The sequence below is a fragment of the Actinocorallia populi genome (assembly GCF_002995495.1).
Classification (GTDB): domain Bacteria; phylum Actinomycetota; class Actinomycetes; order Streptosporangiales; family Streptosporangiaceae; genus Actinocorallia; species Actinocorallia populi.
Genome location: NZ_PVZV01000001.1, coordinates 465,837 through 491,432 on the forward strand (window position 1 = coordinate 465,837; position 25,596 = coordinate 491,432).

Genomic DNA, 25,596 nt, shown 5'->3' on the forward strand with positions numbered 1-25,596 from the left:
CTCCGTCCGCGCTGCCCGCGCCCGCCAGCCTGTGCTGCTTCCCGCACCTGACCCCCCGACCTGGATCCCGCACGACACAAAGAAAGAGGTGGAATGCCCAGGGGTCGACGATACCGAGCCGGATGACGCACCCGTCTCCGCGTTTCGACCCGTCTACGGGCAGATCACGCGGCGCTGGTCCGTCCATCCCGAGGAGTTCGCGGACGCGTTCGTCTGGAGCCGGTCCGAAGCGCAGGCCTGGACCGGCGCGGGTCAGCCGGCCAGCGGCTCGTCTCCGGGAGGCTCCTCAGACTCCAGGAACGAGGTGGCGTCGAGCAGGAGTTGTGACAGGCCCGCGCAGGTCGAACCTCGGAAGGGGGGGTCGGGGCGCGCGGAGTGGTCCGTGGTGAGGTGGTAAGGGTGGTGGAGCCATGCGACGGCGCTGGTCTCCTTCACGTGGACCTTGACGTCCAGGTACTCGCGGGGGTCGATGATCTCGTAGCTGGTGGCGTAGCGGTGGACCGCGTCGGAGATGACGAGGGCCAGGTCGCCCGGCATGGCCTTCGCGCACTGCTTGAGGACGGGTGCGTCCAGCAGCCGGTGGAGGTGGTTGACGTCCTCGCCGACCACTCCGTTGTCGTCGCGCTGGTACCAGCCGATGTGGATGGCCATGCGCAGCTGGAAGCGCGTCTCCTTCGGCGCGGTCCGGTTGTGTCTGCGCAGCTCCTTCACGATCTCGCCGACGAGTTCCCTGACGACGGCGGCCGACTTCGTGTCGGCCGGGGCGAGCATGAACATGCCGTCGCCCCGGTCCTCCCGGTGGCCTTCCGAGCCCTGCCAGGACAGGTCGACGGCGGTGCAGGCCCGGCGGAGGATCAGGTAGAGGGCTTCGCGGATCAGGGCCTGCCGGAGGGAGGTCCGGGTACCGAACCCCGGGACGTCGACGGCGAACATCACGCTGTGCCGGGGAGTGGACGGCCCGGACTGCTCGGGGCCCAACCGCCTGATGATCACGAGCAGCCGGTCGTAGAGACGCACTTCAGTCCTTTCTTCGAGCCTTGCACGGTTTCGTCGAGGTGGTCGTCGGCCCAGAAGTCGATCAACGATGCGGCGCCGAGGCCGTGCAGGACCGGGCGGTGGCCGAGCAGCCGGCCGGTGATGAGCATCCACTGGGTCGTCAGGGTGACCGCCAGGAGGAGTTCCTCCTCGTTCTGCGGGCCCTCCCGCGAGCCGCCGGACACCGGAGCGGTGACCCGCGCGGGGCAGAGAGAGGGCATGGCGCATCGGCTTTCGTTCGCACGACGGGATCGGCGGGGCGGTGAGCCCTCGCGTCATGAACGATTCCGCTTGCGAGCGGCCCGCGGGAGAGAAACCGGCAGGCAGAACGTGCGATGGCCGAAAAACTACGAAAGAAAACACGGCACCGGGACGAGACCGACAGCACCCGGCCGGTGGATACGACAACGCCCCGGTCCCGTCGGTCGACGGGGCCGGGGCGCCGGGGGACGGCGGGCGTGGATCAAGGGGGCGGCTGCTCCTGTGCCTGGTTGTCGGGGGATTCGAGGGGCTCGGGCCGGGTCAGCCCCTCCAGCAGTTCGACGCACGTGGAGAAGGCCTTGGCGGCTTCGGTGTGGCCGGACTCCTCTGCCAGGACGGCCAGGCGGAACGCGTGGTCGCGGGCCGCGAACCGGTCGATCCCGTGTGGGTCGGCCTCCAGGAGCTCCATCGCCTCCTCGTGCTCGACGGCCCCGGACGCGATCAGCAGCTCGGTGATCTTCTCGTCGTCGGCGGCACGGACCGTCAGGAGAAGCGCGCTCTGGTAGAACGCGTGCGGATCGCGCCGGCGGACACGCTGCAGGAGCGCTTCCCCGTAGGAACCGTAACCGGCGATCGCATCCCGCTGCTCGCCGGTCAGCTCCCGGGGCTCGGCCGAGGCCAGGTCGCAGGGCACGGCCGAGTCGGTCGAGCGGAACCAGATCTGTTCCGGGGAGTAGCGCCTGACCCCGGGCCGGTACCCGCGCCAGACGAACAGCCCGTCCGCGTGGGCGTCGTCGGCGAACTTCTGCAGCTTCTTCTGCAGCTTCTCCAGCCGTTCGCGCACCGCGTCCGGCCCCAGGTCGGGCCGGCCGTTCTCCCGGCCGATCGCCAGGCAGCACAGGATGTAGGTCCGCACGAGTTTGGGGGAGGGCAGGCCTCGGGACTGTCCGTTGAGCAGGTTGCCGAAGGTGGACTTCGTGTGCCCCGGGGCCTTCTTCGCCTGGTAGAACTCGGGATAGATCCGCGGGAGACGTTCACACATCTCGACCAGCTCGGACAGCGATGTGACCGCGCACTCGCGATAGAGCTCCTGCAGCAGTGCGGCGAACGCATCGCGATAGGGATGTTCCGGATACCTACTTATCATGATGGATCACTTGTCCATGAAATATCAGCATATGACACTAGATGCCGTTGGCGATCGGTGAAACGTCGGATCCGTCCAGGTGAAGAAAGGCACCCGCCACCCGAACGTGCCCAGTGTGCCAGCCGAACGAGTGACGAATGAGGCAATTGACACCTTTGCCACAAACCTCACAGTTTACTGATGGCTTCCCACAGGATGCGAGGAGTTTCCGCGGGCGGATGCGCCATGGTCGCGAGCGAATGCAATACCAATCGGTAATATTCGACGTCCCGGGGATCATCGAGATAGAGCGCGGTGGTGAGCTGCTCCAGATACACCACGTCCGGTCGGCTCCCGCCCTGCGGCGACAGCAGGATGATCGGCCTGCCGCCCGTGATGTGCCCTCCCGCCGAGAAGGGGAGCACCTGGATCGTCAGTTCCGGCAGGTCGCACAGCTGCTCCAGGTGGCGGAGCTGGCGGAACATGGCCATCCGGTCGCCCACCCGCCGGTACAGGACCGTCTCATCGATGATCGCCCAGACTTTCGGCGGGTCGTCGGAGTCGTGCAGGCGCCGCTGGCGCGCCATCCGCAGCGCCAGCCGGTGCTCCAGCTCGTCGGGATGGCACCGGTGCCCGCCCAGGCCGATCACGGCCGAGGCGTAGTCGCGGTGCTGCAGCAGACCCGGCACGAACTGCGGGTCGTAGGAGCGGATGCCCTCGGCGGAGTGCTCCAGGCCGAGGAACGGCCCGAACCAGTCCGGGACGACGTCCGCGAACGCCGACCACCAGCCCGGCACGCTCGCCTCCCGGGCCAGACTCAGCAGCGCGGCCCGTTCCGCCAGGTCATCGATCCCGTACAGCTCGCACAGTGCTATGACGTCCCGCAGCCGGGCGGGGACCTGTCCCAGTTCCAGGCCGCTGAGCGTGGCCGCCGGGGCGGAGATCGCCACGGCGGCGGCCGGGCGGCTGATGTTGCGGCCCTCGCGGTGACGGCGCAGGGCGAGTCCGAGCCGGATCCGCGCCACCACCGGGCCCGCTCCCGTCTGCAGTGCGGGGCTGCCGGAGTGGTCGCCTGCCCGTGCGCCCATCGCTCACCCCCCGTCGGCCTCGCCCGACCCTAACCGCCGGACGACGCCCGCCTTCCCTCAGATCCGGCAATGGACGGAGGGTCTTCTCCGACCGGACATCCCCGCTTCTCCCACAGGTCAGGGTTTGCGGCCCACTCCGCAGTACTGGTCGGACGGCTGGATCTCCGAGAGGCCCTCGGCCTCCTGGCGCCACAGCGGGCAGGACACGATGCCGGGTTCCACCAGCTCCAGGCCCTCGAAGAGCGCCGCGATCTCGGCGGGGGTGCGGGACCGGCCCTCAGGGGTGCCGTACGCGTTCCACTGGTCGATCGCGTCGGCCATCTGCGCGCCGGTCACCTCGAGCGTGGGGTGCGTGACCGCCAGCAGGCTTCCCGGCGGCATGGCCTCCATCAGCGTGCCGATGATGTCGCGGGCGGTCTCGTCCTCCAGGACGTGCCACAGGACGCCGAGCATGGTGACCGCCACCGGCTGCGAGAGGTCCAGCGTCTCGGCGGCCTGCTCCAGGATGCTCCGCGGGTCGTACAGGTCGACGTCCAGGTAGTCCGTGACGCCTTCGGGGGTGCTGGTCAGCAGTGCCCGGGCGTGGGCCAGGACGAGCGGGTCGTTGTCGACGTACACCACTCGTGCCGCCGGGTTCACCCGCTGGGCGACCTGGTGGGTGTTGTCGACCGTCGGAAGGCCCGTCCCGATGTCAAGGAATTGAGCGATTCCTACCTCACCCGCCGCATATCGCACGGCTCGGCCGAGGAACAACCGGTTGATACGAGCCTGGGTGACGATGTCAGGAAGGATCTGCTCGATCTGGTCGCCCAGTTCCCGGTCGACCGGGTAGTTCTCCTTGCCGCCGAGCCAGTAGTCCCAGATGCGCGCCGAATGCGACCTGGTCGTATCGATCTTCGGGGTCGAGGGCAGCGGTCTCTGGCGGTCTGAGGGCACGGAATCCTCCCGGGGCGGACAGGCTGCGAGTGGCTCCAACATAGAACAAATATGATCTTTAATGCAGGAAAGAACGCCTATCTATCCGCTTTGGACATTGCATGGCGTGTCGCATGACACACCCATCGCGCCCAAAAAGCTAACTTTCAGCAGCAAACAGTAAGAATTACCTGGGATTCATGGACGATCCTGAATCAGACGACCCGTCCGGAAAATTTTTCGCAGTTCGTCGACGTCCACGGACACCGGGCCGCGAACGGCCCTCGGGTCCGGGAGGGCCGGTCTCCGCCCGCACCGGGAACGTGGAGAAGCGCCCTCCGCCCCGAGGCGGAGGGCGCAGGTGCCGCGGGGGTCAGCGGACGGCGAAGGGAACGCTGACGACCCGGCCGAGCCAGGTCGCGGTGATCCTCGTCGTCTCGCCGGCCTCGGCGAGGGAACCGACGGAGACCGTGAAGGCCGCACCGGGGACCCCGCCGGGAAGCTTCACCGTGGCGGGCACGGTCACGTCGGGGTTGCTGCTGGACAGCTTGACCGTGGCGCCGAGCGGGTTCCAGGTGGTGCCGATGCCGACGGCCATCTTCGTCGTGGATCCCCGGTCGGCTCCTTCATAGGAGAGGGTGAGCCTGTTGCTGCGCACGGTCACGAGTTCGGCGGTGGACTCGGAGGTGCCGAGGCTCGCGGTGACCGGGACGAGGTTCGCGTAGGGGACCTCGGCGACGTCGATCGGGAAGGTCGCGGTCCTGCTGCCGTTGGGGATGGTCACGAACGAGGGCGCGTGCAATGTCGAGTCGGTGGGGGCGGGTCCGCCTACGCCGCTTTCGGGAAGCAGGATGTTCACGGTGATGCCGTCGACCGGAGCCGGCTCGGCCAGCGTCACCGTCCCGGTGACGTCGGTGCCCTCGTGCACCGCGTTCTCGTCCAGGGTCACCGACGTCACGGCCCGGTCTGCCGGATCCGCCGGGAGGAGCTTGAGCCGGGCGACGTCGTTCCACTGGCCGGCGGTCGGGCCGGAGTTCAGCACGGCCTGGATCCGGACGGCCTTCTCGGTCTCCGGCGCCACCACGTGGAAGGGGACGCGCACGCTCGTGGCGCCCGCCGGGATGCGGACCGTGTGGATGTCCTCGCCGTCCTCGTAGATCACGCTTCCGCCGTAGGCGACGCCGCGGAGGCCGACGGAGACGCCGGTGGCCGGAGCCGGCTCCGACAGGGTGATGGTCTTCACGCCGCTGTCGCCGCCGACGATCTCGGGCGAGGACAGGGTGACGGACACCGCCAGCGGCTCGGCCGCAAAGGCCTGGACGGGAGCGAGCAGCCCCACCGCGAGCGGAGTTGCGGCCAGCAGGACACGGGCGGCGGAAGCCCTCGAAGACTTGATCATGCAGTTCAGAAAAGCGGATTCACCAGCACAGATCCAGACAGATCCCTGATGCGTCAGACCTCCGTAAGATCTTCCCGGACTCGGGGGACGACTCGCGGACGGCGGTGCCGGGGGCGCAGCGTGCACGCCCCCGGCACCGTGATCGGAGGTCAGACCTCCAGGACCCGCAGGGCGGGGTAGCGGGGGGAGTTCAGGTAGAGCTTCTCCGTGCCGTGCTCCTTCTCCAGTTCGAGGACGAAGCGGTAGCGGTAGAGGCCGGGGCGCGCGGTGCTCATGACGGCGCCGGCCCAGTAGTAGTAGACGGCCGTGTACTTGTCGCGCATGCGGTCGGGGCCGCCGTAGACCTTGAGCTCGGTCATCATGCGGCGCTCGGCGGGGTCGTCCTCGTCGCCCTTCTCGATGTCGAGGAAGACCAGGTTGTTGATCTTCGGCATGGGGGGCCAGGTGCCGTCGGGGCGGCGGTGCATGTCGATGGGGCGGATGATCCAGTTGACCACCTGGCCCTGCTTGCAGACGGTCTCCAGGCGGTCGGTGCCCTGGCCGACGCCGCCGATGCTGTTGTCCATCATGTACAGGCAGCCCTCGAGGGAACCGGTGGCGGCGGCCTTCTCCATGTCGACGAGCGTGACGACGTTGAGCTGCACCGAGTTGAGCTGGCCGCGGTCGGCGAAGTCCGCGGCCTCGTACGACTGGGTCACTTGTGCTCCTTCACTTCGGCGGAACCGACCAGGAACTGGGAGGTGTCGGCGATGAACGGCTCGGCCACGGCGCCCAGCAGGAACGACAGCCGGTAGGGGACCGGCCTGGTCGGCTCCTGCTTGACGGTCGCCGTCCAGAACACGATGTCGGTGCCGGGGTAGACCTTGCGGACGGGCTCGGCGACCCGCCGGTCGATGTCGATGCCGACGAGGGCGACGAACGTCTCGCACTCCAGCGGGAGCGCGTTCCACAGCAGGGTGTCGCCCTTGCGCACCCGGGTCCGCAGCTCGAGGGTGCCGAACCCGGTCGAGCCCGAGGTCCGGTTGGTGTCGTAGAGGTAGAGGCTGTCGTTCAGGGTCCCGGCCGCCAGCCCGGCGACGGGGTCGACGACCGCGGTGATCGTCACGGGCCGGGCCGTGCGCTGTTCCGGCTTGGTCCTGGGGGGCATGGTGCTCCTCCGATCGTTGGGCTCGTGGTCAGGGGGCGGGCGGGAACGCCGGCATCGGCAGCAGGCCCACCCCGGAGCCGGTGAAGGCGTTCCGCTTCGGATCGGTGATGACCTCGAGGGCCGACTCGCAGGTGAAGTCGACCGACTCCCAGACCAGCTCGCCGTCGCGGTCGACCAGCTCGTGCAGCTGGATGTGCATGGTGTAGGGGTAGGTCCCCGGGCGGCTGGTGTCCACGGTCGCCGCCCAGTACCAGCCGTCGTAGATCATGTCCGGCGAGCCGTACTGCGCCGGGTACATGATCTTCTCGGTGACGGCGGGGCCGGTGATGTCGGTGATCACCGGGGCGGGGAAGTTGTAGGTCTCCGCCGCGTCCGCCCCGGCCGCCTGGCCGGTCACGTCCAGCACCTTGCTCGAGGCGAGGCTGCGGCTGCTGCGGGTCCGCTTGGCCCGCCGCCCGACCTGCTCCTGGATGCGCCCGACCTCGGCGCCGTCGCTCCCGTCGAGGGCGGCGATCCCGGCCAGCGCCTCCCGGTCGATCTGCCGCGCCTGCTCGGCGTGGTAGTTGCGCGGCACCGTCGGGGGCACCGCGCCGAGCGCGGCGGGCAGCCAGTTCAGCACCTGCTCGGTCGCCTGGGAGCCGTCGAGGAAGTAGGAACCGGGGACGATGGTCGTCAGGTTCCCGGTGCCCACTCCGGTGGAGCCGAGGAACTTCATGTTGTCGAACCAGTACGCGTTCCCGTCGAGGGAGCGCTCCTTGAGCGCGTTGTCGACGTCGATGAGCACGATGATCCCGTGTTGCTGGGCCATGAGTCCGCCTTCCGAGTCGAGGGGTTCACACGCGCAGCAGCGCGGGCGAGTCGAGGTGCAGCACGCTGTTGGGGCCGTCGTGCATCTTGATGGAGAGCCGGTAGTGGTAGGGGACGCCCGGCGCCATGGTGGGGGGCACGATGCCCTCCCACACCAGCAGGTCGTGGTTCTCGATCCCGTTGGAGCCGACCGCCTTGGGGGCCGCTCCCCCGTGGGCGGCCTCCGCGGCCGCCGGGGCGCCCGCCCCGTAGACGGGCTGCGCGGCGTACCCGGGGTCGGTGACGGTCTGCGGCGGCGCGGACGGCGACACGGCCTCCGGGCTCCCGCTGAGGAACTCGATGTTGTGGATCTCGACGGGCGTCTGGACGTCCACGTGGATGGCGGTCCACTGGACGACCTGGCCCGGGAGGACCGCGGTGACCAGGTCGGTCGAACCCTGGTGCCGGCTGCCGAGCTGGCCGTCGTCGACCAGCGAGAGGTTGCCGTCGTGCAGGGTCCTGTCGGACAACGCCCCGACGGCGTCCACCATCACGACGATGTTGACTTTCGGTTTCACTGCGTCTCCCATCGGTATCGGGAACTGCGGGGGGTGTGCGATCACATGCGGTCCCGCACCAGCGGGACCTTTCCGACGGACGTCCGCTCGATCTCCTGGGACGAGCGGGGCACGAACGCCAGCCGGAAGTCGTATCCGGAGTGCTCGATCGACTCCGGGGTGGCCTCGCGGTCGTTGAACAGCGAGAGCGAGCGCGGCAGCGCCGCGGCGAACAGGCCGCGCCAGCCGCCGGGACCGAGGGCCTGCTCGGTCTTCTCGGCCAGGCGCTCGGCGTCGTCGGCCGCCACCAGCAGGACGAGGAGCTTGTCGCCGCGGTGGTTGACGAACTGGACGTCCAGGGCGACCCGGTCCAGGTCGACGCCGGTGACACGGTGCAGTTCGGCGCGCAGCGCCGCCTGGGCGAGCACCGCCGAGTACTGGCTGTCGTTGAGGTGCAGCGTGTCGCCGCTGCGCCCGGCGAACTCGAACCGCCCGGTCCTCAATCCGGGCCCGTCCAGGGGCGACCTGCGGATCACCCGGTCGCCGAGCTTGAGCCGCAGCAGCGGGGCCTCGTGGGCGTGCAGGCGGGTGACGACCAGCTCGCCCTCCTCGCCCTCGGCGACCGCCCGCCCGTCCTCGTCGACGATCTCGACGAGGTGCAGGCCGGGGACCACGGCGTGGTCGGGCCTCTCGTGGTCGAGCTGCAGCCCGATGCACTCGGCCTGGGTGGCGGCGAAGTAGCTGAGGATCGACACGTTCGGGTAGACCGCGCGCAGCTCCTCCTGCTTGCGCTGCGGGATCAGCCCGCTGCCGTACATGGCGACCTTGAAGCTCTCCCGGGCGGGCGCGGGCATGGCCGCGCCCAGCTCGCTGAGGAACCCGATGCCCGCGGAGATGCCCATCAGCGCCTTGGAGCCCGGGTAGGAGAACATGTGCTCCAGCACCGGCGCGGTGACCGGGCCCGCCCCGATGTAGTTGATGCCCGGCACCTGCGCCAGGACGCCGCCGACCATCGTCCCGCTGCTCCACATCTGGTAGTCGGCCAGCGTGGTGTACAGCCAGCGGGGGCCGGCGCCGCCCAGATAGCGGCTGAGCTGGTAGGCGCCCATGAACGCGCCGGAGATCCGGTAGGTGTCGCGCAGCTCCCGCAGCGAGTAGACGATCTCCAGCGGCCTGCCGTCGCTGGTGCCGCCGCTGGCCACCACCTCGAACCCGCCGTACTCGATCGGCACGACCATGCCCGCGCGCGCACCCATGAACATGTCGCGCTGGACGGTCTTGTCCGACAGCGGGATCCGCTCCCACTCCGCCAGGTCGGCGGGCGCCTCGGTGACGCCGAAGTAGTGCAGGCGCTCCCGCCACAGCGGGTTCAGCAGGACGGTGTTGACGATCTGCTGGAGCCGGCGCAGCACCAGCGCGTCCTGGACGTCGTGCGGCGCCTCGCAGTAGGGGACGCCGACCCGGCGCGCGCACTCCTCCAGCTTGTCGGCGAAGGCGGGCAGGGTCGCGACCTGCGCGGCCGAGCGCGGCTGCAGCTCCTCGTCGGGGATCAGCCGTGCGGCCAGGTCCGCGGCGGCGGACGCGTTGCTCGTCAGTGTCATGGTCATCGTTGACTCCCGTTCTTCCGGTCGTCGCGGGCCGTGTCCTCGCACAGCACCCGCCGACCGGTCGTTCTGATCTCGTTGATGAGTTGGGCCAGGTGTTCCGCGCCGATCCGGTGGTTCATCAGCACGACGCGCAGCGCCGCGACGCCGTCGATGTCGACCTTGGAGATGAAGAAGCGCCCGTCGGCGCGCAGGCGGTTGCGGATCGCCAGCTGGAACCCGTGCAGTGCCTCGCGGCCGAGGCCCCCGGGGTCGTGGCGGAAGCACAGGATGTTGGCCTCGGGCTCGTGCAGGACGGTGAAGTCCGGCTCGGCCGCCAGCATCCGGTGCGCGTGCACGGTCATGGCGCACAGGTGGTCGATCTTCCGGGTGAACAGCGCCGGGCCGTACACCGACCAGAGCGTCCACAACGGCATGATCATCGGGCGTTTGGTGCATTCGAGGTTCTTGTCGCCGCTGTCGAAGGCGCTGTAGACGTCCGGCTCCTCGTCGAAGACGTAGCTGGCGCGCTGCCGGAACGCCCCGCGCGCCGCGTCGCCGTCCCGGTAGAACAGCAGCGTGCACGGGGCCGGCACGAACAGCATCTTGTGCGCGTCCCAGGTCAGCGAGTCGACCTCGGCGATGCCGCGCAACCGGTCGCGGTGGCGTTCCGACAGCAGCAGGCTCGCGCCGTGGGCGCCGTCCACGTGCAGCCAGATGCCGCGTGAACGGGTCAGGGCCGCCAGTTCGTCGAGCGGGTCGAACGCGCCCATCGAGGTCGTGCCCGAGGAGGCGACCAGGCAGAACACCCGCAGGCCGCGCCGTTCCGCCGCGTCGAGGACGGGGGCCACGCCCTCGGCGCGGATGCGGCCGCGCCGGTCGACGGGGAGCCGGACGATCTGCTCCTCGCCGATGCCCAGCACGCCGGCCGCCCGGCTCACGCTGTAGTGCGCCTCCTCGCTGATCGCGACGGCCGGCCGGCCGCCCTCCTCCGCGACGCCGCGGGCCCAGATGCCGGGGAACGCCCGGTTGCGGGCGGCCAGCAGCGCGGTGAGGTTGGCCATGGAGCCGCCCGAGGTCGTCACCATCGCGAACCGCTCGGGGTCCCAGCCGATGAAGCGGTTGAGCTCCTCGGCCATGAGCCGTTCCGCCACGTTCGGCAGCTGGCCCGCCTCGTAGAACGACGACGGCTGGTTGGCCACCGAGCTCACCAGGTCCACCAGGCCCGCCAGCGGTACCACGCCGGAGAACTGCCGTCCCATATATCCGGGGGAATGCACCTGAATACCAGTATTCAGGTAAAGGTCCATAATTTGCCCGAATCGACCCTCGTCATAACCGGCGACGTTCTCGCGCTCGGCCGTCATCAGCTCCCGGGCCGCCTTCATCAGCACCGCCGGCTCGACCAGATCGAGCCCTCTGATGCCGGGATCGTCCAGATACCGCCGCAGTCTCAGGGCGCACTGCTCGGCGGTCCGGCGAAACCCCCCGGAGTCGAAGGCCGCGGCCAGACCCGCGTCGACCGAATTCGGCTCCTCGCCGTTCACCGAATTGCCGGCCACCTTTTGGACACTGGCGAGTGATTCCGTCACAGGCGGAGACCTCCCTAACGGCCACGTGCACGGGAATGCGAATCGAGTCGAATCCTAGGCACCCGGGAACCGGTCCCGACATGCCCGTGACCGGGTGTGGACGCGCAGTCAAATGGGCTGACCGCAAAGAAGTTTCGGAGAATCGTCACCCCGCGTGAACCAATCACTTGAACAGCGACATACCCGAAAAAACCCACTGGGACAAAATAGTCATAGCGAATAATTCACCCAGCCGACCGCCCTTTTCGGCCTTCAAGGTCACTGAGACTCTCACTCCACACGCACCGGAGAGGTGATTCCCCCGCCCGACCGCCCTCTGCTAAGCACCGGCCGGGCCGTTCCGTTTCCTTCATTCACCGCACTTCTGCGAAAAGGATGCGGAGGACGGAAAATAGGCTGGGCGGGAACATTCACGAAAGCCGCCCCCCGCCTATCCCGCCCCTTTCATCCACCTCCGCCGCGCCGACGCGCGGCAACGTCACGCCGAACACGGACAGAAACGTGAAACGTCGGCCCCCCGCCGACGGACACCGGCACCCCGCACCCCGCCCGACCCGGCGGCGCCAGCCAGGGCACGGCGGCACCCCATTTCCGGAACCCAGGGAATGCTCCACAAAAGAGAGACCGAAGTCTCCCGTTTAAGCGTGGAAGGCGACATTTCTCTAACGAAAGGCAGAGATTCCCGCTTTCGCAGGCGGCGTTCGTGGAGGGCCGATCGGGCGCACGGTTCATCAGCAGGATGAACAGCCCCACCCGGATCGATGGGGTCAAGGGGCTCACCAAGGCCCGCGGCGGACGCGCCGATCGTGTGGGCCGTCTCAGCACCGGTGAGTTCTACGCCGCTGGCGTCGGCCTCACCGAAGCGGGGGTCCTGCAGCGCGCCCGGCTCTGAGGCGTCCGGCCGCCTCGGGGGTCTCCTGGCCGCCGTGAACCGGCCGGAAGCTCACGGCACATGGATCGGCGGCCAGGAGAGGGCATGGCGCAGGGGACGTCCGGTCTCGCGGGGGGCGTCCTTGGAGGGGTTTCAGGTCAGGGTGGTCGCCTGCCCGGACCGGCGCGCGAGGTCGCGGTGGGGCGTGGTCACCGGGGCGGCTGGTCCGGGTCGGTGGTATCGTTCCGCGGCTCTTCGGGTTTGGTGTGGAGGATGTCGCGTGCCTGTTCCGCAGCGCGGAGCATGCTCTCGGCGACGAAGTCGAGGAAGCGGGCGACGTTCTCCAGGCGGGCGCCGGCCGGGGTGCCGGGGCCGAGGACGCCGACGCCCTGCCGCGAGGTCTCGACGACCTGGGTGAGGGAGCGGGCGCTGGCGAGCATCGACTCGTACCAGATGTCGTCGTCGACGACGTAGCGTTCGCGGCGGCGCTCGTCGCGCTGCCGGCGGACGAAGCCCTGGCCCTCGAGGAACGTGATGGCCTTGGAGATGGACGCCGGGCTGACCTGCAGGTGTTCGACGAGCTCGGACGCGGTGAGGCTGCCCGAGTCGGTGATGGTCAGGCAGGCCATCACCCGGGACATCATCTTGGGCATGCCCGACTGCATCATGACGGTCGTGTAGGTCTCCTCGTACTCGCGCACGGCCTCGGCGTCGCGCCCGTGGGCCTGCGCGGGCGCCTGCGCCCCCCGGGGCGCGGCCTTCCTGCGCCGGTGGGTGCGGCGTTCGGTGGCGCGGTGGGCCAGGTCGGCGCGGTAGCCGGCGGGGCCGCCGTTGCGCATCACCTCACGCGTGACCGTCGAGGTCGGGCGCTCCAGGCGCCTGGCGATCTCCGCGTAGGCCAGTCCGTCGGCCAGCCCCAGCGCGATCTGCTGCCGTTCCTGCTGGGTGAGCCTGCCTCCCGGCATCGCTGCCCCCTTCCTGTTCGTCGATGCCCCCAGCATAGCGTTCACTCTCAATACATTGCAACAGACACACCACGTCCGTTGCGTTAAATTCAAAAGCGTTGCAACGATCTTTCGGCTCTGACCTGCATTGATTCTATGTATGCGCAACGAACTTCTTGCATAGATTCGGAAAGCAACGTAGCGTTTGCGATGTCAGAAACGACGAGGCACAGGAGGCCACGATGCAGTTCCCCACCCCCGCCCCGATCTCCACCGTCCTGGACATCCCCGCCGGGCGCATCCAGCTCATCGCCGCCGACCGGGCGGACACCACGGTCGAGGTCCGTCCCGCCGACGCCTCCCGGGGCCGTGATGTGAAGGCCGCGGAGCAGACCACGGTCGAATACGCCGACGGCGTCCTGCGGATCGCGACCCCGGTGAAGAACCAGTACCTCGGCCCGTCCGGATCCGTCGAGGTGACGGTCCGGCTGCCCGCCGGCTCCCGTGTCGAGGCGAAGGCGGCCGGCGCCGAGTTCCGGGTCGTCGGCCGGCTCGGCGACGTCGCCTTCGAGGGCGCCTACCGCCGGATCAAGGTGGACGAGGCGGCGAGCGTCCGCCTCACCGCGCTCGACGGCGACGTGGAGGTCGGCCGGCTGGGCGGCCCCTCGGAGATCAGCACCCTCCGGGGCGACATCCGGATCGCCGAGGCCATGGGCGGCAAGGTCGTGCTCAGCACCCAGTCCGGCGACATCTCGGTCAGCGCCGCCGCCGGTGTCTCGGCCTCCCTGGACGCCGGGACCTCCTACGGCCGCGTCAGCAACGCCCTGCGGAACGACGGCACCGCCCGGCTCGACATCCGCGCCACCACCACCCAGGGCGACATCACCGCCCGCAGCCTCTGACCCGCAACCCCCCTCTGAGGAGCCCCCCATGACGAACCTGGCCATCGCGGCGAACGGGCTGCGCAAGTCCTACGGCGACAAGGTCGTGCTCGACGGCGTCGACCTGACCGTCCCCGAGGGAACGATCTTCTCCCTGCTCGGTCCCAACGGGGCGGGCAAGACCACCACCGTCCAGATCCTGTCCACCCTGACCCGGGCCGACGGCGGCACCGTCCAGGTCGCCGGTCACGACCTGGCCCGCCGTCCGGACGACGTGCGCGGCGCGATCGGCGTCACCGGGCAGTACTCGGCGGTCGACAAGCTGCTCACCGGCGAGGAGAACCTGCTCCTCATGGCCGATCTCAAGCACCTGCCGCGCGGGGAGGGCAGGCGCAAGGCCGCCGAGCTGCTCGAGCGCTTCGACCTGGTCGAGGCGGGGCGCAAGCCGGCGGGCACCTACTCCGGCGGCATGCAGCGCAGGCTGGACCTGGCGATGACGCTGGTCGGCGACCCCCGCCTGATCTTCCTGGACGAGCCCACCACCGGGCTCGACCCGCGCAGCCGCCGCTCCATGTGGCAGATCGTGCGTGAACTCGTCGCGGACGGCGTCACCATCTTCCTCACCACCCAGTACCTGGAGGAGGCCGACGAGCTCGCCGACCGCATCGCCCTGCTCGACCACGGGCGGCTGATCGCCGAAGGCACCGCCGAAGAGCTCAAGCGGCTCATCCCCGGCGGCCACATCGAGCTCACCTTCGCCGACGCGCACCTGCTCGACGCCGCCCGCCGCCTCCTCGGCACGGGGGTCGCCGACCCCGAGGCGCTCACCCTGCAGCTGCCGAGCGACGGCAGCGTCCGCGCGATCCGCGAACTGCTCTCCCTCCTCGACGAGCACTCGGTGGACCCGACCGAGATGAACGTCCACACCCCCGATCTCGACGACGTTTTCCTCACCCTCACCGGCCAGCAGAAGGAGACCCTCCGATGAGCACCCTCACCCTCGCCGTGCGCGACTCCTCCACCATGATCCGGCGCCAGCTCAAGGGCCTGCTCCGCTACCCGTCCATGACCGTGCAGCTGGTCATCACGCCCGTCGTCCTCCTGCTCCTGTTCGTCTACGTCTTCGGCGGCACCCTCGGTGCCGGCCTCGGTGGCGGCCGCGACGTCTACGTCAACTACGTCGTCCCGGGCATCCTTCTCATGGCGGTGGCCACGGCCGCGACCGGAACCGCCGTCATGGTCGCCACCGACATGACCGAGGGCATCATCGCCCGCTTCCGGACCATGCGGATCTGGCGGGCCTCGGTCCTCACCGGGCACGTCGTCGGCGCCGTGATCCAGCAGCTCCTCGGCATGGCCGTCCTGATCGGCGTCGCGCTGGCCATCGGCTTCAGCCCGAACGCCACCGCCGTGGAGTGGCTGGCCGCCACCGGCCTGCTCACCCTGTTCGTCGTGGCCATCACCTGGCTGTCGGTCGCCCTGGGCATGAAGTCCCCGACCCCCGAGGCAGCCAGCAACGCGCCGATGCCCCTGATCCTGCTGCCCTTCCTCGGCAGCGGCTTCGTCCCCACCGACTCCATGCCCACCGTCCTGCGCTGGTTCGCCGAATACCAGCCCTTCACCCCGATCATGGAGACCGTCCGCGGCCTCCTCCTGGGCACCCCGATCGGCAGCAGCGCCGCCATCGCCACCGCCTGGTGCGTCGGCATCGCCGCCGTCTCCTACCTCTGGGCCAAGAACACCTTCAACAAGGCGTGACCATGAACCGGCCGGACAGGGCCGTCGGACCACGGGTCCGACGGCCCTGAGCCTTTTCACCCGCGGACTTTCCGCGGAGCGCGGTGGGCGCGCCCGGACGCGGGTAGGTCAGGGTTCCACCCTGCGGAGGGAGCGGGCGGTGACGGGGTACGACGTGGTGGTCGTCGGCGGGATCGGGGTCGACGTCAGCCTTCTGGTGACGGAGCCGCTGCGGCCGGGACGGGACGTGCCGGCGCGGGAGGAGTGGACGGGGCCGGGCGGCAAGGGCGCCATGACGGCGGTCTGCGCGGCTCGTCAGGGCGGACGGGTGGCGCTGGTCGGGCGGGTGGGCGCGGACGCCGCCGGGGACGAGGTCCTGGACGGGCTGGCCGGTGCGGGCGTCGATACCAGGTATGTCTCGCGGGACGAGGACACGCCCACCGGGCGGGTCTTCATGGTCGTCCGGCGGGGGGACGAGAGCCTGCGCGTCGTGCGGCGGGGCGCCAACGCGCAACTGCGACCCGAGCACGTGCTGGCCGCGGCCGCCGCGCTGGCGTCCGCGGGGATGGTGGCGGCCCAGCTGGAAGTGCCGCAACCCGCCGTGCAGGCGGCCTTCGAACACGCGAAGAGCGCCGGTGTCCCGCGCTTGCTGGACCCCGCGCCCGTCCAGCCCGTCGCCCCGGACCTGCTGGCGCTGGCCACGGTCGTCCGCGCCAACGCCGACGAGGCGGAGCGGCTCACCGGCGTCTCCCCGGACGGCTGGGACGGCGCCCGCCACGCGGCGGGCCTGGCCCGGCGCCGAGGCCCGTCGACCGTGGTCTTCCAGGCCGGTGCGGAAGGCGACCTCGCCGTCTGGCACGAGGACGAACTGCGGCTCCCGCGCCGGAAGATGCCCGTGGTCGACCCGACCGGCGCGGGAGACGCCTTCACCGGCACATTCGCCCTCGAGCTCTCCCGGCGCGCCCCGCACCGCCGAGCCGCCCGGCGCGCGGCGGCGGCCTCGGCCCTGGCCACCACCGCCCTGGGCGCGCTGCCGTCGCTGCCGACCGCCCGCGAGATCGACGCCCTGCTCTCCTCGGACCCGTGACGAACGGATCGCGGATCAGGTGGGAGTACAGCCGAGGCCCCAGGCCTTCAGCATCTTCCTCGGGACTTCGACGCAGAGGCTGCCGCCGGTGTCGCCCCGGTAGACCCAGTGGCCTGCGGCGCCCTTCTTCCGCCAGATGTGCGGTCCGTCCTGTGCGCTGCCGGGATTGCAGCTCAGCCGGATGTCCCCGAGGGCCCAGTAGACGGCGGGCTCCCCCTTGGCGACGATCTTGCCGTAGTGGAGATCTTCGGGTCCGACGACCTTCGAGCGCTCGGCGCAGGCCAGCCGATGGGCGTAGGACGTGTAGTAGGTGTCGGCGAGCCGCTTCTTGAGCTCCTTCGAGGCCTTCAGCTTGATGGCGTCGGAGGACGGGACGGACTGCGCCGCGGCGGTACCCGCCGGAGCCAGCAGCGCGGCCGTCGTGAGGCCCGCGATCAGCAGTGTTCTCATAGGGGGTTTCTTACCCCCGGTTGTCACTTCCGCCTCAAATGTCTCTGTAAAGGGTCGCGGCGACCCCGGCGGTCAGGGCCGCGGCGGCGTAGGCCGTCATGGCGGCGACCGCCGGGAGGGCGGGCAGCGCGGCGAGGTTCGGGAGTAGATAGGGGGAAATGTCCCAGGGGAGGAAGGACACCAGGGACGGGAGGACGAAGATCAGTGCTGCCAGGGCCGTGAAGGCGCCCGCCGTGGCGCGGATCAGGGCGCCCAGGCCCAGGCCGACCAGGGCGGTCGTCGCCAGGAGGAGGCCCTGGAGCAGGGCGTCGGCGGGGGTCGCCGTCGACGCTATGGGGGCGGGGCGGTCGCCGGTGATGAGAGAGCCGGCGGCCAGGGTGGCCAGGGCGATGGACAGGCCCGCCGCGAAGGCCGCGGCGGCGGTGACCGCGGCCTTGGCCAGGAAGAGGACCCTGCGGTCGGGGACGGCCACGGCGCTCGTGCGGATCATGCCGGTGGCGTGTTCGCCCGTGATCACGAGTGCGCCCAGGGCGGCCAGGCAGAACTGGGCGAACGGCAGGACCAGGACGCCGGGGTCGGCGCTGGCGAAGACCGCCTGCTCCTCGGGCGGGGAGGCGTCCCAGTCGGCGACCATGAGCGCGGAGATCAGCGCCGCGGGGACGAGGACCGCGGCCGCGGCGGCCAGGAGGGCGAAGGTCGAGCGGAGCGTGCGGAGCTTCAGCCACTCCGAGGCGATCACGTCGGTCATCGGTACTCCACTTCGGTGCCGGTCAGGTGCAGGTATGCCGCTTCGAGAGAGCCGAAGCGCCCGGCCAGGTCGGTGACGGGCGCGTCGGCGATCAGGCGGCCCCGGCCGATGACCACGATGTGGTCGGCGGTGAGGGCGAGCTCGCTGATCAGATGGCTGGACATCAGGACCGTGCGGCCCTCGGCGGCCAGCCCGCGCACGAGGTCGCGGATCCAGCGGACGCCGTCGGGGTCGAGGCCGTTGACCGGCTCGTCGAAGATCAGGACCCCGGGGTCGCCGAGGAGCGCCGCGGCCACCCCGAGGCGCTGCCGCATCCCGAGCGAGAAGCCCTTGATCCGCTTCCCGGCCACGCCGCCGAGGCCCGTCAGCTCCAGTACCCGTTCCACCCTGGCCGTCCCGATGCCGTTGCTCCTGGCCAGGCAGCGCAGGTGGTCGAACGCCCGGCGCCCGCCGTGGACGGCTCCCGCGTCGAGCAGGGCGCCGACCTCGTGCATCGGGCGGGGCGAGGAGGCGTAGGGCCGGCCGTTGACCAGGGCCTCGCCCGAGGTGGGGGCGTCCAGGCCGACGACGGCTCGCATGGTCGTGGACTTTCCCGAGCCGTTGGGGCCGAGGAAGCCGGTGACCCGGCCCGGAGCCACCTGGAAGGACAGCCGGTCGACGGCGAGCGCGGCGCCGTACCGTTTGGTCAGTTCGTTCACTTCGATCACGCGGCACAGACTTCCCCGGCGGGGGGCCTCGGCGGATCGGAGCCAGGGCTGAACCCGCAAGTCGGACCACGGTCTGATCCGGCGCCCGGCCGTCCGGACTACCTTCGAAGGCGTGCTCCTCACCCCACGCCGCCTCGTGGCGGTCGACGCCGTGGCCGCGGCGGTCCTGGTCTGCTCCGCCTTCCTTGCCGTCCGGGAACCGCCCGCGCCCGAACCGGTGGCAGTCTCCCTGGCCCTGGCGGTCGCGCTCGGCGCGCCCGTGGCCTTCCGGCGGCACCGGCCGCTGATCGCGTGCACGGTCGTCGTCTGCGCCGCGACCACCGCCTTCGCGGCGCAGATGATCCCCGATTACGCGGCTCCCGCGCCCTACGCCTGCCTGGCCGCGGTCCTCTACACCGCCGCGCTCTCCGGGCGCTGGGAGCCGTTGGCCGCGGCCCTGGCCGCCGCGGCGTTCCTCACCGGGCGGATCGGCCCGTGGCCGCTCGTCCTGCTCGCCGTCGCCGCGCCCTGGGCGATCGGCTTCTACCTCCGGGAGAAGCGGGCGTTCGCCGCCAGGGCGGCGGCGCAGCTCGCCGAACAGGCCGTCGCGGAGGAACGGCTCCGCATCTCCCGCGAGATGCACGACATCGTCGCGCACAGCCTGAACGTCATCACGGTGCAGGCCTCGATCGCCGCGCACGTGGCCGAGGCGCGCCCTTCGGAGGCCGGGAAGGCTCTCGGGCTCATCGAGGAGACGGGCCGCAGGGCGCTGGCCGAGATGCGCGCCACGCTGGGCGTCCTGCGGGCTCCGGCCGACCTCGCCCCGGCACCGCGCCTCGCGGACCTCGGCGCCCTCGCCGACCGGGCCGCCTCGGCGGGAGTGGAGGTGCGGCTGGACGTCGCCGACCTGCCGCCGCTCTCCCCCGGTCTGGAGCTCGCCGTCTACCGGATCGTCCAGGAGTCGATCACCAATGTGATCAAGCACGCGGCACCGGCGACCTGCGAGGTCACCGTCACGCGCGACCTGCGGATCACGGTCGTCGACGACGGACCCGGAGCGCACGGCCACGTGCCGGGGCACGGCCTCACCGGCATCCGCGAAAGGGTGCACATGTACGACGGCGAGTTCTCCGCGGGCCCGCGCCCCGAAGGCGGCTTCGCGGTCTCGGCCCGCCTGCCCCTCGGGGCGGCCCGGTGATCCGCGTTCTCGTCGCCGACGACCAGGCCCTGCTGCGCGGGAGCTTCCGGCTGCTCGTGGAGACCTCGCCGGGGATGGAGGTGGTCGGCGAGGCCGCCACGGGAGCCGAGGCCGTCGAACTCGCCGCCTCGGAGCGACCCGACGTGGTGCTCATGGACATCCGCATGCCCGAGATGGACGGCATCGAGGCGACCCGGCGCGTCACCGCGGCCCTGCCCGCCACCCGGATCCTGATCCTCACCACCTTCGACCTGGACGAGTACGTCTACGCGGCGCTCCGGGCGGGCGCCAGCGGCTTCCTCCTCAAGGACACACCGCCGCCCCGGCTCCTGGAGGCGATCCAGGTCGTCGCCTCGGGCGACGCCCTCCTGGCCCCGTCGGTGACCCGGCGCCTGGTCGCCGAGTTCGCGCGCCGCCCGCCGTCCGCCCCGGCGGCCCGCGGCCTGGAGGGGCTGACCGGCCGCGAACGGGAGGTTCTCACGCTCATCGCCCGCGGCCTGTCCAACGCCGAACTGGCCGGCCACCTGACCCTGAGCCCCGCGACGATCAAGACGCACATCGGCCGCCTGCTGGCCAAACTCCACGCCCGCGACCGCGCCCAACTCGTCATCGCCGCCTACGAGACCGGCCTCGTCACGACCCGCCCCCGCTGACTCCGCACGGAAAGGCCGTCACGGGGTTCTGACCGGTTCGGCGACGACCCGGTCGATCCCCGAAAGCCCGTCCAACGCCGCGTCGATCGCCGACACGGAATCCGGCGCGGCCTCTACGCGGAAGGAGTCGGGGACGTCGCCGGGGTCCGTCCCCGCGACGAAGCCCGGAGTGTTCCCGAAGAGCTCCCGGAAGCGGTCGTAGGCCTCCGCCTGCGACTCGTAGACCACGCTTCGGACTTCGGGAAGGGACCGCAGGCGCTCGGCGACGGCCTGGCGCTGGCGGGGTCGGGGTTGCTCGGGTGGGGGAGGAGAACGGGGCGGGTGTGCGGCCGGGAGTGGTCGGGTAGGTGGTCATTGGTCGAGAAAATGTCAGTGTGGAACTCTCTCGACTGAATGGGGAGGGTTCGCATGGCGGGTCGGCTGGTGGCCGGAGTGGCGCTGGTGGCGGTTCCTCTGCTGGTGGGCTCGGTGCTGGTGGCGCCGGGGGCCGGGGCGGAGCCCGGGGCGCGGGCGGTGGCCACGGGGACCGGCGGAGCGGTGTCGACGGTCGATGCCGATGCCAGCAAGGTCGCTGTCGATGTGCTCAAGCGGGGCGGCAACGCGGTGGACGCCGCGGTGGCGTCCGCTGCGGCGCTCGGGGTGACGGAGCCGTATGTCGCTGCGCTCGGTGGGGGCGGGTTCTTCGTCTACTACGACGCGCGGACCCGCAAGGTGCACACCATCGACGGGCGGGAGACGGCGCCTGCCGCCATGCGGGCGGACTCGTTCGTCGATCCGGAGACGGGAAAGGCGATTCCGTTCGCCGAAGCGGTGACCAGCGGGTTGTCCGTGGGAGTGCCGGGAACGCTCGCGCAGTGGGATCAGGCGTTGCGGCGGCACGGCACGCAGAAGCTGAGCAAGCTGCTTGAGCCGGCCATCAAGCTCGCGGAGGACGGATTCCGGGTCGACCAGGAGTTCTACGACCAGACCGCGCTCAATGCCGAACGGTTCGCCGACATCACGCCTACGAAGGAGTTGTTCCTGCCCGGCGGGGCTCCGCCCGCGGTGGGGACGGTCTTCCGCAACCCTGATCTGGCCGCCACCTACCGGGAGATAGCCGACCGCGGAGTCGACTGGTTCTACGAAGGCGAACTGGCCAAGGAGATCGTCCAGACGGTGCAGAAACCGCCGGTGACGGATGGAGCGACGCGCAAGGTCCGGCCGGGGCTCATGGAGGCCGCCGACCTCGCCGCGTACAAGGCGCCTTTCCGGGCTCCTACGCGTGTCGATTACCGGGGCCTGGAGGTCTACGGAATGGCTCCGCCGTCGTCCGGTGGGTCCACCGTCGGCGAGGCGCTGAACATCCTGGAACGCTTCCCGCTCTCCAAGCGCGATCCCGTGCAGGCGTTGCACTACTACCTGGAGGCGTCCAAGCTCGCCTACGCCGACCGAGGCGCCTACGTAGGCGACGTTCCCGAAGTGCCGTTGACGGAGCTCCTCTCCGACAAGTACGCCAAAGAACGCTCCTGTCTCGTGAAAGCCGACACCGCGTTGAAGGCCCCGGTCGCCGCGGGTTCGCCTGACGGCTCATACGAGAAGTGCCCCAGGGCCTCCGAGGACGGACGGCCGCTGTCCTACGAAGGCCCGCAGACCACCAACCTCGTCGTCTCCGACAAGTGGGGCAACGTCGTCGCGTACACGTTGACCATCGAGCAGTTCGGCGGCAGCGGCCTGACCGTTCCCGACCGGGGCTTCATCCTCAACAACGAGCTGACGGACTTCAGCCTCACCCCCGCCGAAGGCGACCCGAACACCGCGGGCCCGAACAAGCGTCCGCGCAGCAGCATGGCGCCCACGATCGTCCTGAAGGACGGCAAGCCCTTCCTCGCTCTGGGCTCCCCCGGCGGTTCGACCATCATCACGACCGTCCTGCAGATCCTGCTGAACCGCCTCCACCTCGGCATGGACCTCCCCGAAGCGGTCGCCGCGCCGCGCGCCACCCAGCGCAACACCGCCGCGACCCTCGCCGAGCAGGCGTTCCTCGACCGCTACAAGTCCGCGCTGACCGCCAAGGGCCAGACCCTGGAGCTCTTCCCAGGCCCGCCGCCGGTCATCGGCGCCGCCACCGCCCTGGAGTTCCTGCGGCCGCACCTCGTCCAGGCCGTGGCCGAACCCACCCGCCGTCACGGTGGCAGCGCCATGGTGGTCAGGACTCGTTGAAGCCGTAGAGCCAGTCGACGTGGGTGTAGTCGTGCAAGGCGCGCTGCCGGAAGAGCGCGTTGCGCAGCAACCGGCCGACGCCGTCGATGTGCCAGATCTCGCCCCACAGGCGGGAGGTGGTCTGAACGTGGGCGGTACGGGCGGTGCGGGCGGCCTCGTAACGCTTCAAGGCCACGGACCAATCCGGGTCGGCGGCCAGCTCGGTGGCCAGGCAGTGGGCGTCTTCGATCGCCTGGCAGGCGCCCTGGGCCAGGTATTGCAGCATCGGATGGGCGGCGTCGCCGGTCAGGACGAGGCGGCCTTCGGTCCAGTTGGGGATCGGCAGGCGGTCGTACATCGGCCAGCGGCGGGTGAGGCTCAGGGATTTCAGGCCTGCGCGGACTTTCGGGCCGCAGTCCGCGAAGGCCGCCTCCAGTTCTTCCGGGCCGCCCCAGTCCGCTTCACCTCTGTCGTAGGCGGGTGACTTGAAGACCGCGACGGTGTTGAACATCCGTCCGCCGCGCAGGGGGTACTGGATGAGGTGGCAGCCGGGGCCGACGTAGCCGACCACGGTCTCCAGCGCCTCGGGCTCCAGGTCGATCTGCTCGACGGGGAAGGCCCCCCGGTAGGCCGCGTAGCCGGCGCAGACCGGCTCGTCGTCGCTGAATCTGGCGCGCAGCCGCGAACGCAGCCCGTCCGCGACGACCACGAGCCGGGCGTGGTGTTCGCCGAGGCCGCTGTACGCGACGGCCCCCTCGTCGGTGGTCGCGGCGTCGTGGACCTCGCAGCCGGGAACCAGTTCGGCACCGGCGCGGACGCAGGCGCGGACCAGGACGTCGAGCAGGTCGCTGCGGTGGATGACGACGTAGGGGGCCTTGTAGCGCCCGGTGAACTCGCCGTCGAACTCCAGGCGGGTCAGCTCCTCTTCGTCGACGGCGTCCCGGAGGACCAGCCGGCGAGGTGAGACGCCCCGCCCGAGGACCTCGTCGAGCAGTCCCCACTCCCGGAGGACCCGGGTGGCGTTGGGCGCCATCTGCAGGCCCGCGCCGATCTCCCCGAACTCGGGCGCGCGCTCCAGTACCCGGACGGAGTAACCGGCTCCGGACAGGGCGCAGGCGTTGGCGAGGCCCCCGATGCCGCCTCCGATGACCACGACGTCGACCGGCATGCCGTCCCCCTCCGTCGACCACCCCTAGATGATCTTCGTTTCCTGGGGATTCCTCCGGTAAACGGACGGGGCCGCGCGCCGTCAGCGGTTCTCGCCGCCTGCGGCCGGGAGCTGCAGCGGGATCAGCCGGTCCACGATCAGCAGCAGCTCGTCGAGCATCGCCTTGGCGCCGCCGACGGCGGCCTCTCCCGCCTCGAACCGCCCGTCCCGGATGCTCTGCCCGACGAACGGGATGTGCACGGCGTCCGGGATCGGGAACATCTTCACCGTGGTGAGGACCTGGCGGAGCTGGCCCACGGCCCTGGTGCCGGCCGAGACGCCGCCGTAGGAGACGAAGCCCACCGGCTTGTAGCGCCACTCGCGGTTGAGGTAGTCGATGGCGTTCTTCAGCACCGCCGGGTATCCGTTGTTGTACTCCGGCGTCACCATCACGTACGCCTGGGCCCGGGAGGCCAGGGCGCTCCAGCGCCTGGTGTGCTCGTTGACGTAGTTCCCGGTCGCCGGGTGGTTCGGCTCGTCGTACATCGGCAGGTCGAGCTCGGCGAGGTCGACGACCTCCACCTCGAAGCCGCCGTGGTCCCGCGCGTACCCGGCGAACCACTCGGCGACCGGGCCGCCGGCCCTGCCGGGGCGGGTGCTGCCGACGATGACCTGCAGGCGGGGAAGGGACATGGGAGCTCCGTTTCTCTGGCTGTCGGGCCGCGCCGTCCGGCACGACGGTGTCGAAGGTACCGGTCTGCCCGTTCCGTGCCGGTCACGCCCTTCCCGAGCCTCCGCGCCGGCGGGCCCGGGGCCCGCCGTCCGTACCGGGCCTGCGGGGGCGGGGCGGCCCGTGGCCGCGGGTCACGCCTCGGGGGTGTCCCGCATGAAGCCGTCCTGGAAGATCAGGTCCTGGAGCCGGTGCATGTGGGAGCGGAACCTGCGGCGGGCCCCGGCGCTCTCCGGGCCGGGTGCGTCCTTGTCGAAGGGCAGGAGGCCGCCCTGGACGAACCCGAGGATGCAGTAGCTGAAGATCAAGGACACCAGTTCGAAATCCGGGTGCCCGATCACCTCCGGGCCGAGGATCTCGGTGGAGCGGCGGAAGACGGGAACCTGGAAGCGCTCTTCGAGATCCTGGAAATCGGCGGCGTCCGACAACCTCCGGTGCTGCCATATGGCCGCCCCTTCGGGATGGTCCACATAAAAGTCGATGATGTGGTCGAGATAAACGCGCACACCTTTCCTGTCGGGTGTGAAAACCCGCTCCACCTCGTCCATCATCGCTTGCTGCTCCCGGTAGAACTTCTCCATGACGAGCAGGTAGACACCACTTCGGCCACCGATCTCGGAGAGCCGGTCAGGGCTGACCCCGGCGGAGTCGGCTATCATTACCGCACTGGTGCCGTCATAACCGAGAGCAGCGAAGAGTCGCTGCGCCGAATCGATGATCCGGCCCCTCTCCGCCATTTCTTCCGGCGATTCCGTCATGATTTGATTTTATGGAGGCACGGGTAGGCGCGGCCGTTCCCCAGGAAGATCGTTGGCGATGTCCGCCGCGCGGAGGTCAGCGCTCGGGCCGCCGGAGCC

Annotated in this window: 26 protein-coding genes and 2 pseudogenes; 8 read left to right on the top strand and 20 right to left on the bottom strand. The window is 70.4% G+C overall.

Annotated features, from left to right (window positions below; translation table 11 throughout):
- Positions 1-252 precede the first annotated feature (252 nt).
- The 12 genes from C2865_RS02330 to C2865_RS02385 form a co-directional block, all read right to left on the bottom strand.
- Positions 253-1,017, bottom strand: a complete 765-nt coding sequence (locus C2865_RS02330; protein WP_106396593.1) for a hypothetical protein — start codon at positions 1,015-1,017, stop codon at positions 253-255.
- Positions 990-1,256, bottom strand: coding sequence for a hypothetical protein (locus C2865_RS02335; protein WP_106396594.1), 267 nt, complete (start codon positions 1,254-1,256; stop codon positions 990-992). Before C2865_RS02335 ends, C2865_RS02330 begins: the two co-directional genes overlap by 28 nt.
- 242 nt (positions 1,257-1,498) lie before the next feature.
- Positions 1,499-2,278: a hypothetical protein gene (locus C2865_RS02340; protein WP_157963525.1), complete on the bottom strand. Its 780-nt coding sequence runs from the start codon at positions 2,276-2,278 to the stop codon at positions 1,499-1,501.
- Between the two features lie 272 nt (positions 2,279-2,550).
- Positions 2,551-3,450 carry a helix-turn-helix domain-containing protein gene (locus C2865_RS02345; protein WP_106396596.1) on the bottom strand — a complete coding sequence of 300 codons (900 nt, stop codon included), beginning with the start codon at positions 3,448-3,450 and terminating at the stop codon, positions 2,551-2,553.
- A 117-nt stretch (positions 3,451-3,567) separates the two neighbouring features.
- Positions 3,568-4,386, bottom strand: a complete 819-nt coding sequence (locus C2865_RS02350; RefSeq protein WP_232835301.1) for an SAM-dependent methyltransferase — start codon at positions 4,384-4,386, stop codon at positions 3,568-3,570.
- Positions 4,387-4,738: 352 nt separating this feature from the next.
- A complete protein-coding gene (locus tag C2865_RS02355; protein WP_106396598.1) occupies positions 4,739-5,764 on the bottom strand; it encodes a hypothetical protein in 1,026 nt (341 codons plus the stop codon).
- A 149-nt stretch (positions 5,765-5,913) separates the two neighbouring features.
- Positions 5,914-6,462 carry a hypothetical protein gene (locus C2865_RS02360; RefSeq protein ID WP_106396599.1) on the bottom strand — a complete coding sequence of 183 codons (549 nt, stop codon included), beginning with the start codon at positions 6,460-6,462 and terminating at the stop codon, positions 5,914-5,916.
- On the bottom strand, positions 6,459-6,911 hold the full coding sequence (locus C2865_RS02365; protein WP_106396600.1) for a hypothetical protein: 453 nt from the start codon (positions 6,909-6,911) through the stop codon (positions 6,459-6,461). The genes C2865_RS02360 and C2865_RS02365 overlap by 4 nt, the downstream gene beginning before the upstream one ends.
- Before the next feature lie 28 nt (positions 6,912-6,939).
- On the bottom strand, positions 6,940-7,719 hold the full coding sequence (locus C2865_RS02370; RefSeq protein WP_106396601.1) for a hypothetical protein: 780 nt from the start codon (positions 7,717-7,719) through the stop codon (positions 6,940-6,942).
- Positions 7,720-7,744: 25 nt separating this feature from the next.
- A complete protein-coding gene (locus C2865_RS02375; protein WP_106396602.1) occupies positions 7,745-8,275 on the bottom strand; it encodes a hypothetical protein in 531 nt (176 codons plus the stop codon).
- A gap of 41 nt (positions 8,276-8,316) precedes the next feature.
- Positions 8,317-9,861 carry a phenylacetate--CoA ligase family protein gene (locus C2865_RS02380; protein ID WP_106396603.1) on the bottom strand — a complete coding sequence of 515 codons (1,545 nt, stop codon included), beginning with the start codon at positions 9,859-9,861 and terminating at the stop codon, positions 8,317-8,319.
- Positions 9,858-11,399: a pyridoxal phosphate-dependent decarboxylase family protein gene (locus tag C2865_RS02385; RefSeq protein WP_106396604.1), complete on the bottom strand. Its 1,542-nt coding sequence runs from the start codon at positions 11,397-11,399 to the stop codon at positions 9,858-9,860. Before C2865_RS02385 ends, C2865_RS02380 begins: the two co-directional genes overlap by 4 nt.
- A 733-nt stretch (positions 11,400-12,132) precedes the next feature.
- Here C2865_RS02385 and C2865_RS02390 point away from each other — a divergent pair.
- A complete protein-coding gene (locus C2865_RS02390; protein WP_106396605.1) occupies positions 12,133-12,321 on the top strand; it encodes a hypothetical protein in 189 nt (62 codons plus the stop codon).
- Positions 12,322-12,509: 188 nt separating this feature from the next.
- Here C2865_RS02390 and C2865_RS02395 read toward each other — a convergent pair whose 3' ends face one another.
- Entirely contained in the window at positions 12,510-13,265 is a 756-nt protein-coding gene (locus C2865_RS02395; RefSeq protein ID WP_106396606.1) for a helix-turn-helix domain-containing protein, read from the bottom strand.
- A 221-nt stretch (positions 13,266-13,486) separates the two neighbouring features.
- Here C2865_RS02395 and C2865_RS02400 point away from each other — a divergent pair, with 221 nt between their 5' ends.
- The 4 genes from C2865_RS02400 to C2865_RS02415 all read left to right on the top strand — a co-directional run bounded on the left by C2865_RS02400 (position 13,487) and on the right by C2865_RS02415 (position 16,949).
- The gene (locus C2865_RS02400) at positions 13,487-14,146 is read left to right on the top strand and encodes a DUF4097 family beta strand repeat-containing protein (protein WP_106396607.1); all 660 of its coding nucleotides are present in this window, start codon (positions 13,487-13,489) and stop codon (positions 14,144-14,146) included.
- 28 nt (positions 14,147-14,174) lie between these two features.
- Complete coding sequence (locus C2865_RS02405) at positions 14,175-15,113, top strand: ATP-binding cassette domain-containing protein (protein WP_106396608.1); 939 nt, start codon at positions 14,175-14,177, stop codon at positions 15,111-15,113.
- Positions 15,110-15,883, top strand: coding sequence for an ABC transporter permease (locus C2865_RS02410; RefSeq protein ID WP_106396609.1), 774 nt, complete (start codon positions 15,110-15,112; stop codon positions 15,881-15,883). Before C2865_RS02405 ends, C2865_RS02410 begins: the two co-directional genes overlap by 4 nt.
- A gap of 139 nt (positions 15,884-16,022) precedes the next feature.
- Entirely contained in the window at positions 16,023-16,949 is a 927-nt protein-coding gene (locus tag C2865_RS02415) for a PfkB family carbohydrate kinase (protein ID WP_157963526.1), read from the top strand.
- Between the two features lie 15 nt (positions 16,950-16,964).
- Here C2865_RS02415 and C2865_RS02420 read toward each other — a convergent pair whose 3' ends face one another.
- The 3 genes and pseudogenes from C2865_RS02420 to C2865_RS02430 all read right to left on the bottom strand — a co-directional run.
- Positions 16,965-17,399: a hypothetical protein gene (locus C2865_RS02420; RefSeq protein ID WP_106396611.1), complete on the bottom strand. Its 435-nt coding sequence runs from the start codon at positions 17,397-17,399 to the stop codon at positions 16,965-16,967.
- A 34-nt stretch (positions 17,400-17,433) separates the two neighbouring features.
- On the bottom strand, positions 17,434-18,147 hold the full coding sequence (locus C2865_RS02425) for an ABC transporter permease (RefSeq protein ID WP_106396612.1): 714 nt from the start codon (positions 18,145-18,147) through the stop codon (positions 17,434-17,436).
- A gap of 59 nt (positions 18,148-18,206) precedes the next feature.
- Positions 18,207-18,854 (bottom strand): annotated as a pseudogene (locus C2865_RS02430) (ABC transporter ATP-binding protein); the annotation flags it as partial.
- 112 nt (positions 18,855-18,966) lie between these two features.
- On the opposite strand from C2865_RS02430, the gene C2865_RS02435 reads away from it, so the two are divergent.
- Positions 18,967-20,031: a sensor histidine kinase gene (locus C2865_RS02435; protein ID WP_198652830.1), complete on the top strand. Its 1,065-nt coding sequence runs from the start codon at positions 18,967-18,969 to the stop codon at positions 20,029-20,031.
- The gene (locus tag C2865_RS02440) at positions 20,028-20,684 is read left to right on the top strand and encodes a response regulator (RefSeq protein ID WP_106396614.1); all 657 of its coding nucleotides are present in this window, start codon (positions 20,028-20,030) and stop codon (positions 20,682-20,684) included. The genes C2865_RS02435 and C2865_RS02440 overlap by 4 nt, the downstream gene beginning before the upstream one ends.
- Positions 20,685-20,702: 18 nt before the next feature.
- Here C2865_RS02440 and C2865_RS02445 read toward each other — a convergent pair.
- A pseudogene (locus C2865_RS02445) lies at positions 20,703-20,954 on the bottom strand (permease-like cell division protein FtsX); the annotation flags it as partial.
- 138 nt (positions 20,955-21,092) lie between these two features.
- On the opposite strand from C2865_RS02445, the gene ggt reads away from it, so the two are divergent.
- A complete protein-coding gene (ggt, locus tag C2865_RS02450) occupies positions 21,093-22,883 on the top strand; it encodes a gamma-glutamyltransferase (RefSeq protein WP_106396616.1) in 1,791 nt (596 codons plus the stop codon).
- Here ggt and C2865_RS02455 read toward each other — a convergent pair.
- From C2865_RS02455 to C2865_RS02465, 3 genes are all read right to left on the bottom strand, one after another.
- Positions 22,870-24,030, bottom strand: coding sequence for an FAD-dependent oxidoreductase (locus tag C2865_RS02455; RefSeq protein ID WP_106396617.1), 1,161 nt, complete (start codon positions 24,028-24,030; stop codon positions 22,870-22,872). The two genes, ggt and C2865_RS02455, sit on opposite strands and share 14 nt — an antisense overlap.
- 81 nt (positions 24,031-24,111) lie before the next feature.
- Positions 24,112-24,702, bottom strand: coding sequence for an NADPH-dependent FMN reductase (locus tag C2865_RS02460; protein ID WP_106396618.1), 591 nt, complete (start codon positions 24,700-24,702; stop codon positions 24,112-24,114).
- Between the two features lie 171 nt (positions 24,703-24,873).
- Positions 24,874-25,497 (bottom strand): TetR/AcrR family transcriptional regulator, encoded by a 624-nt coding sequence (locus tag C2865_RS02465; RefSeq protein ID WP_110554864.1) that lies wholly within the window; start codon positions 25,495-25,497, stop codon positions 24,874-24,876.
- Positions 25,498-25,596: the final 99 nt, after the last annotated feature.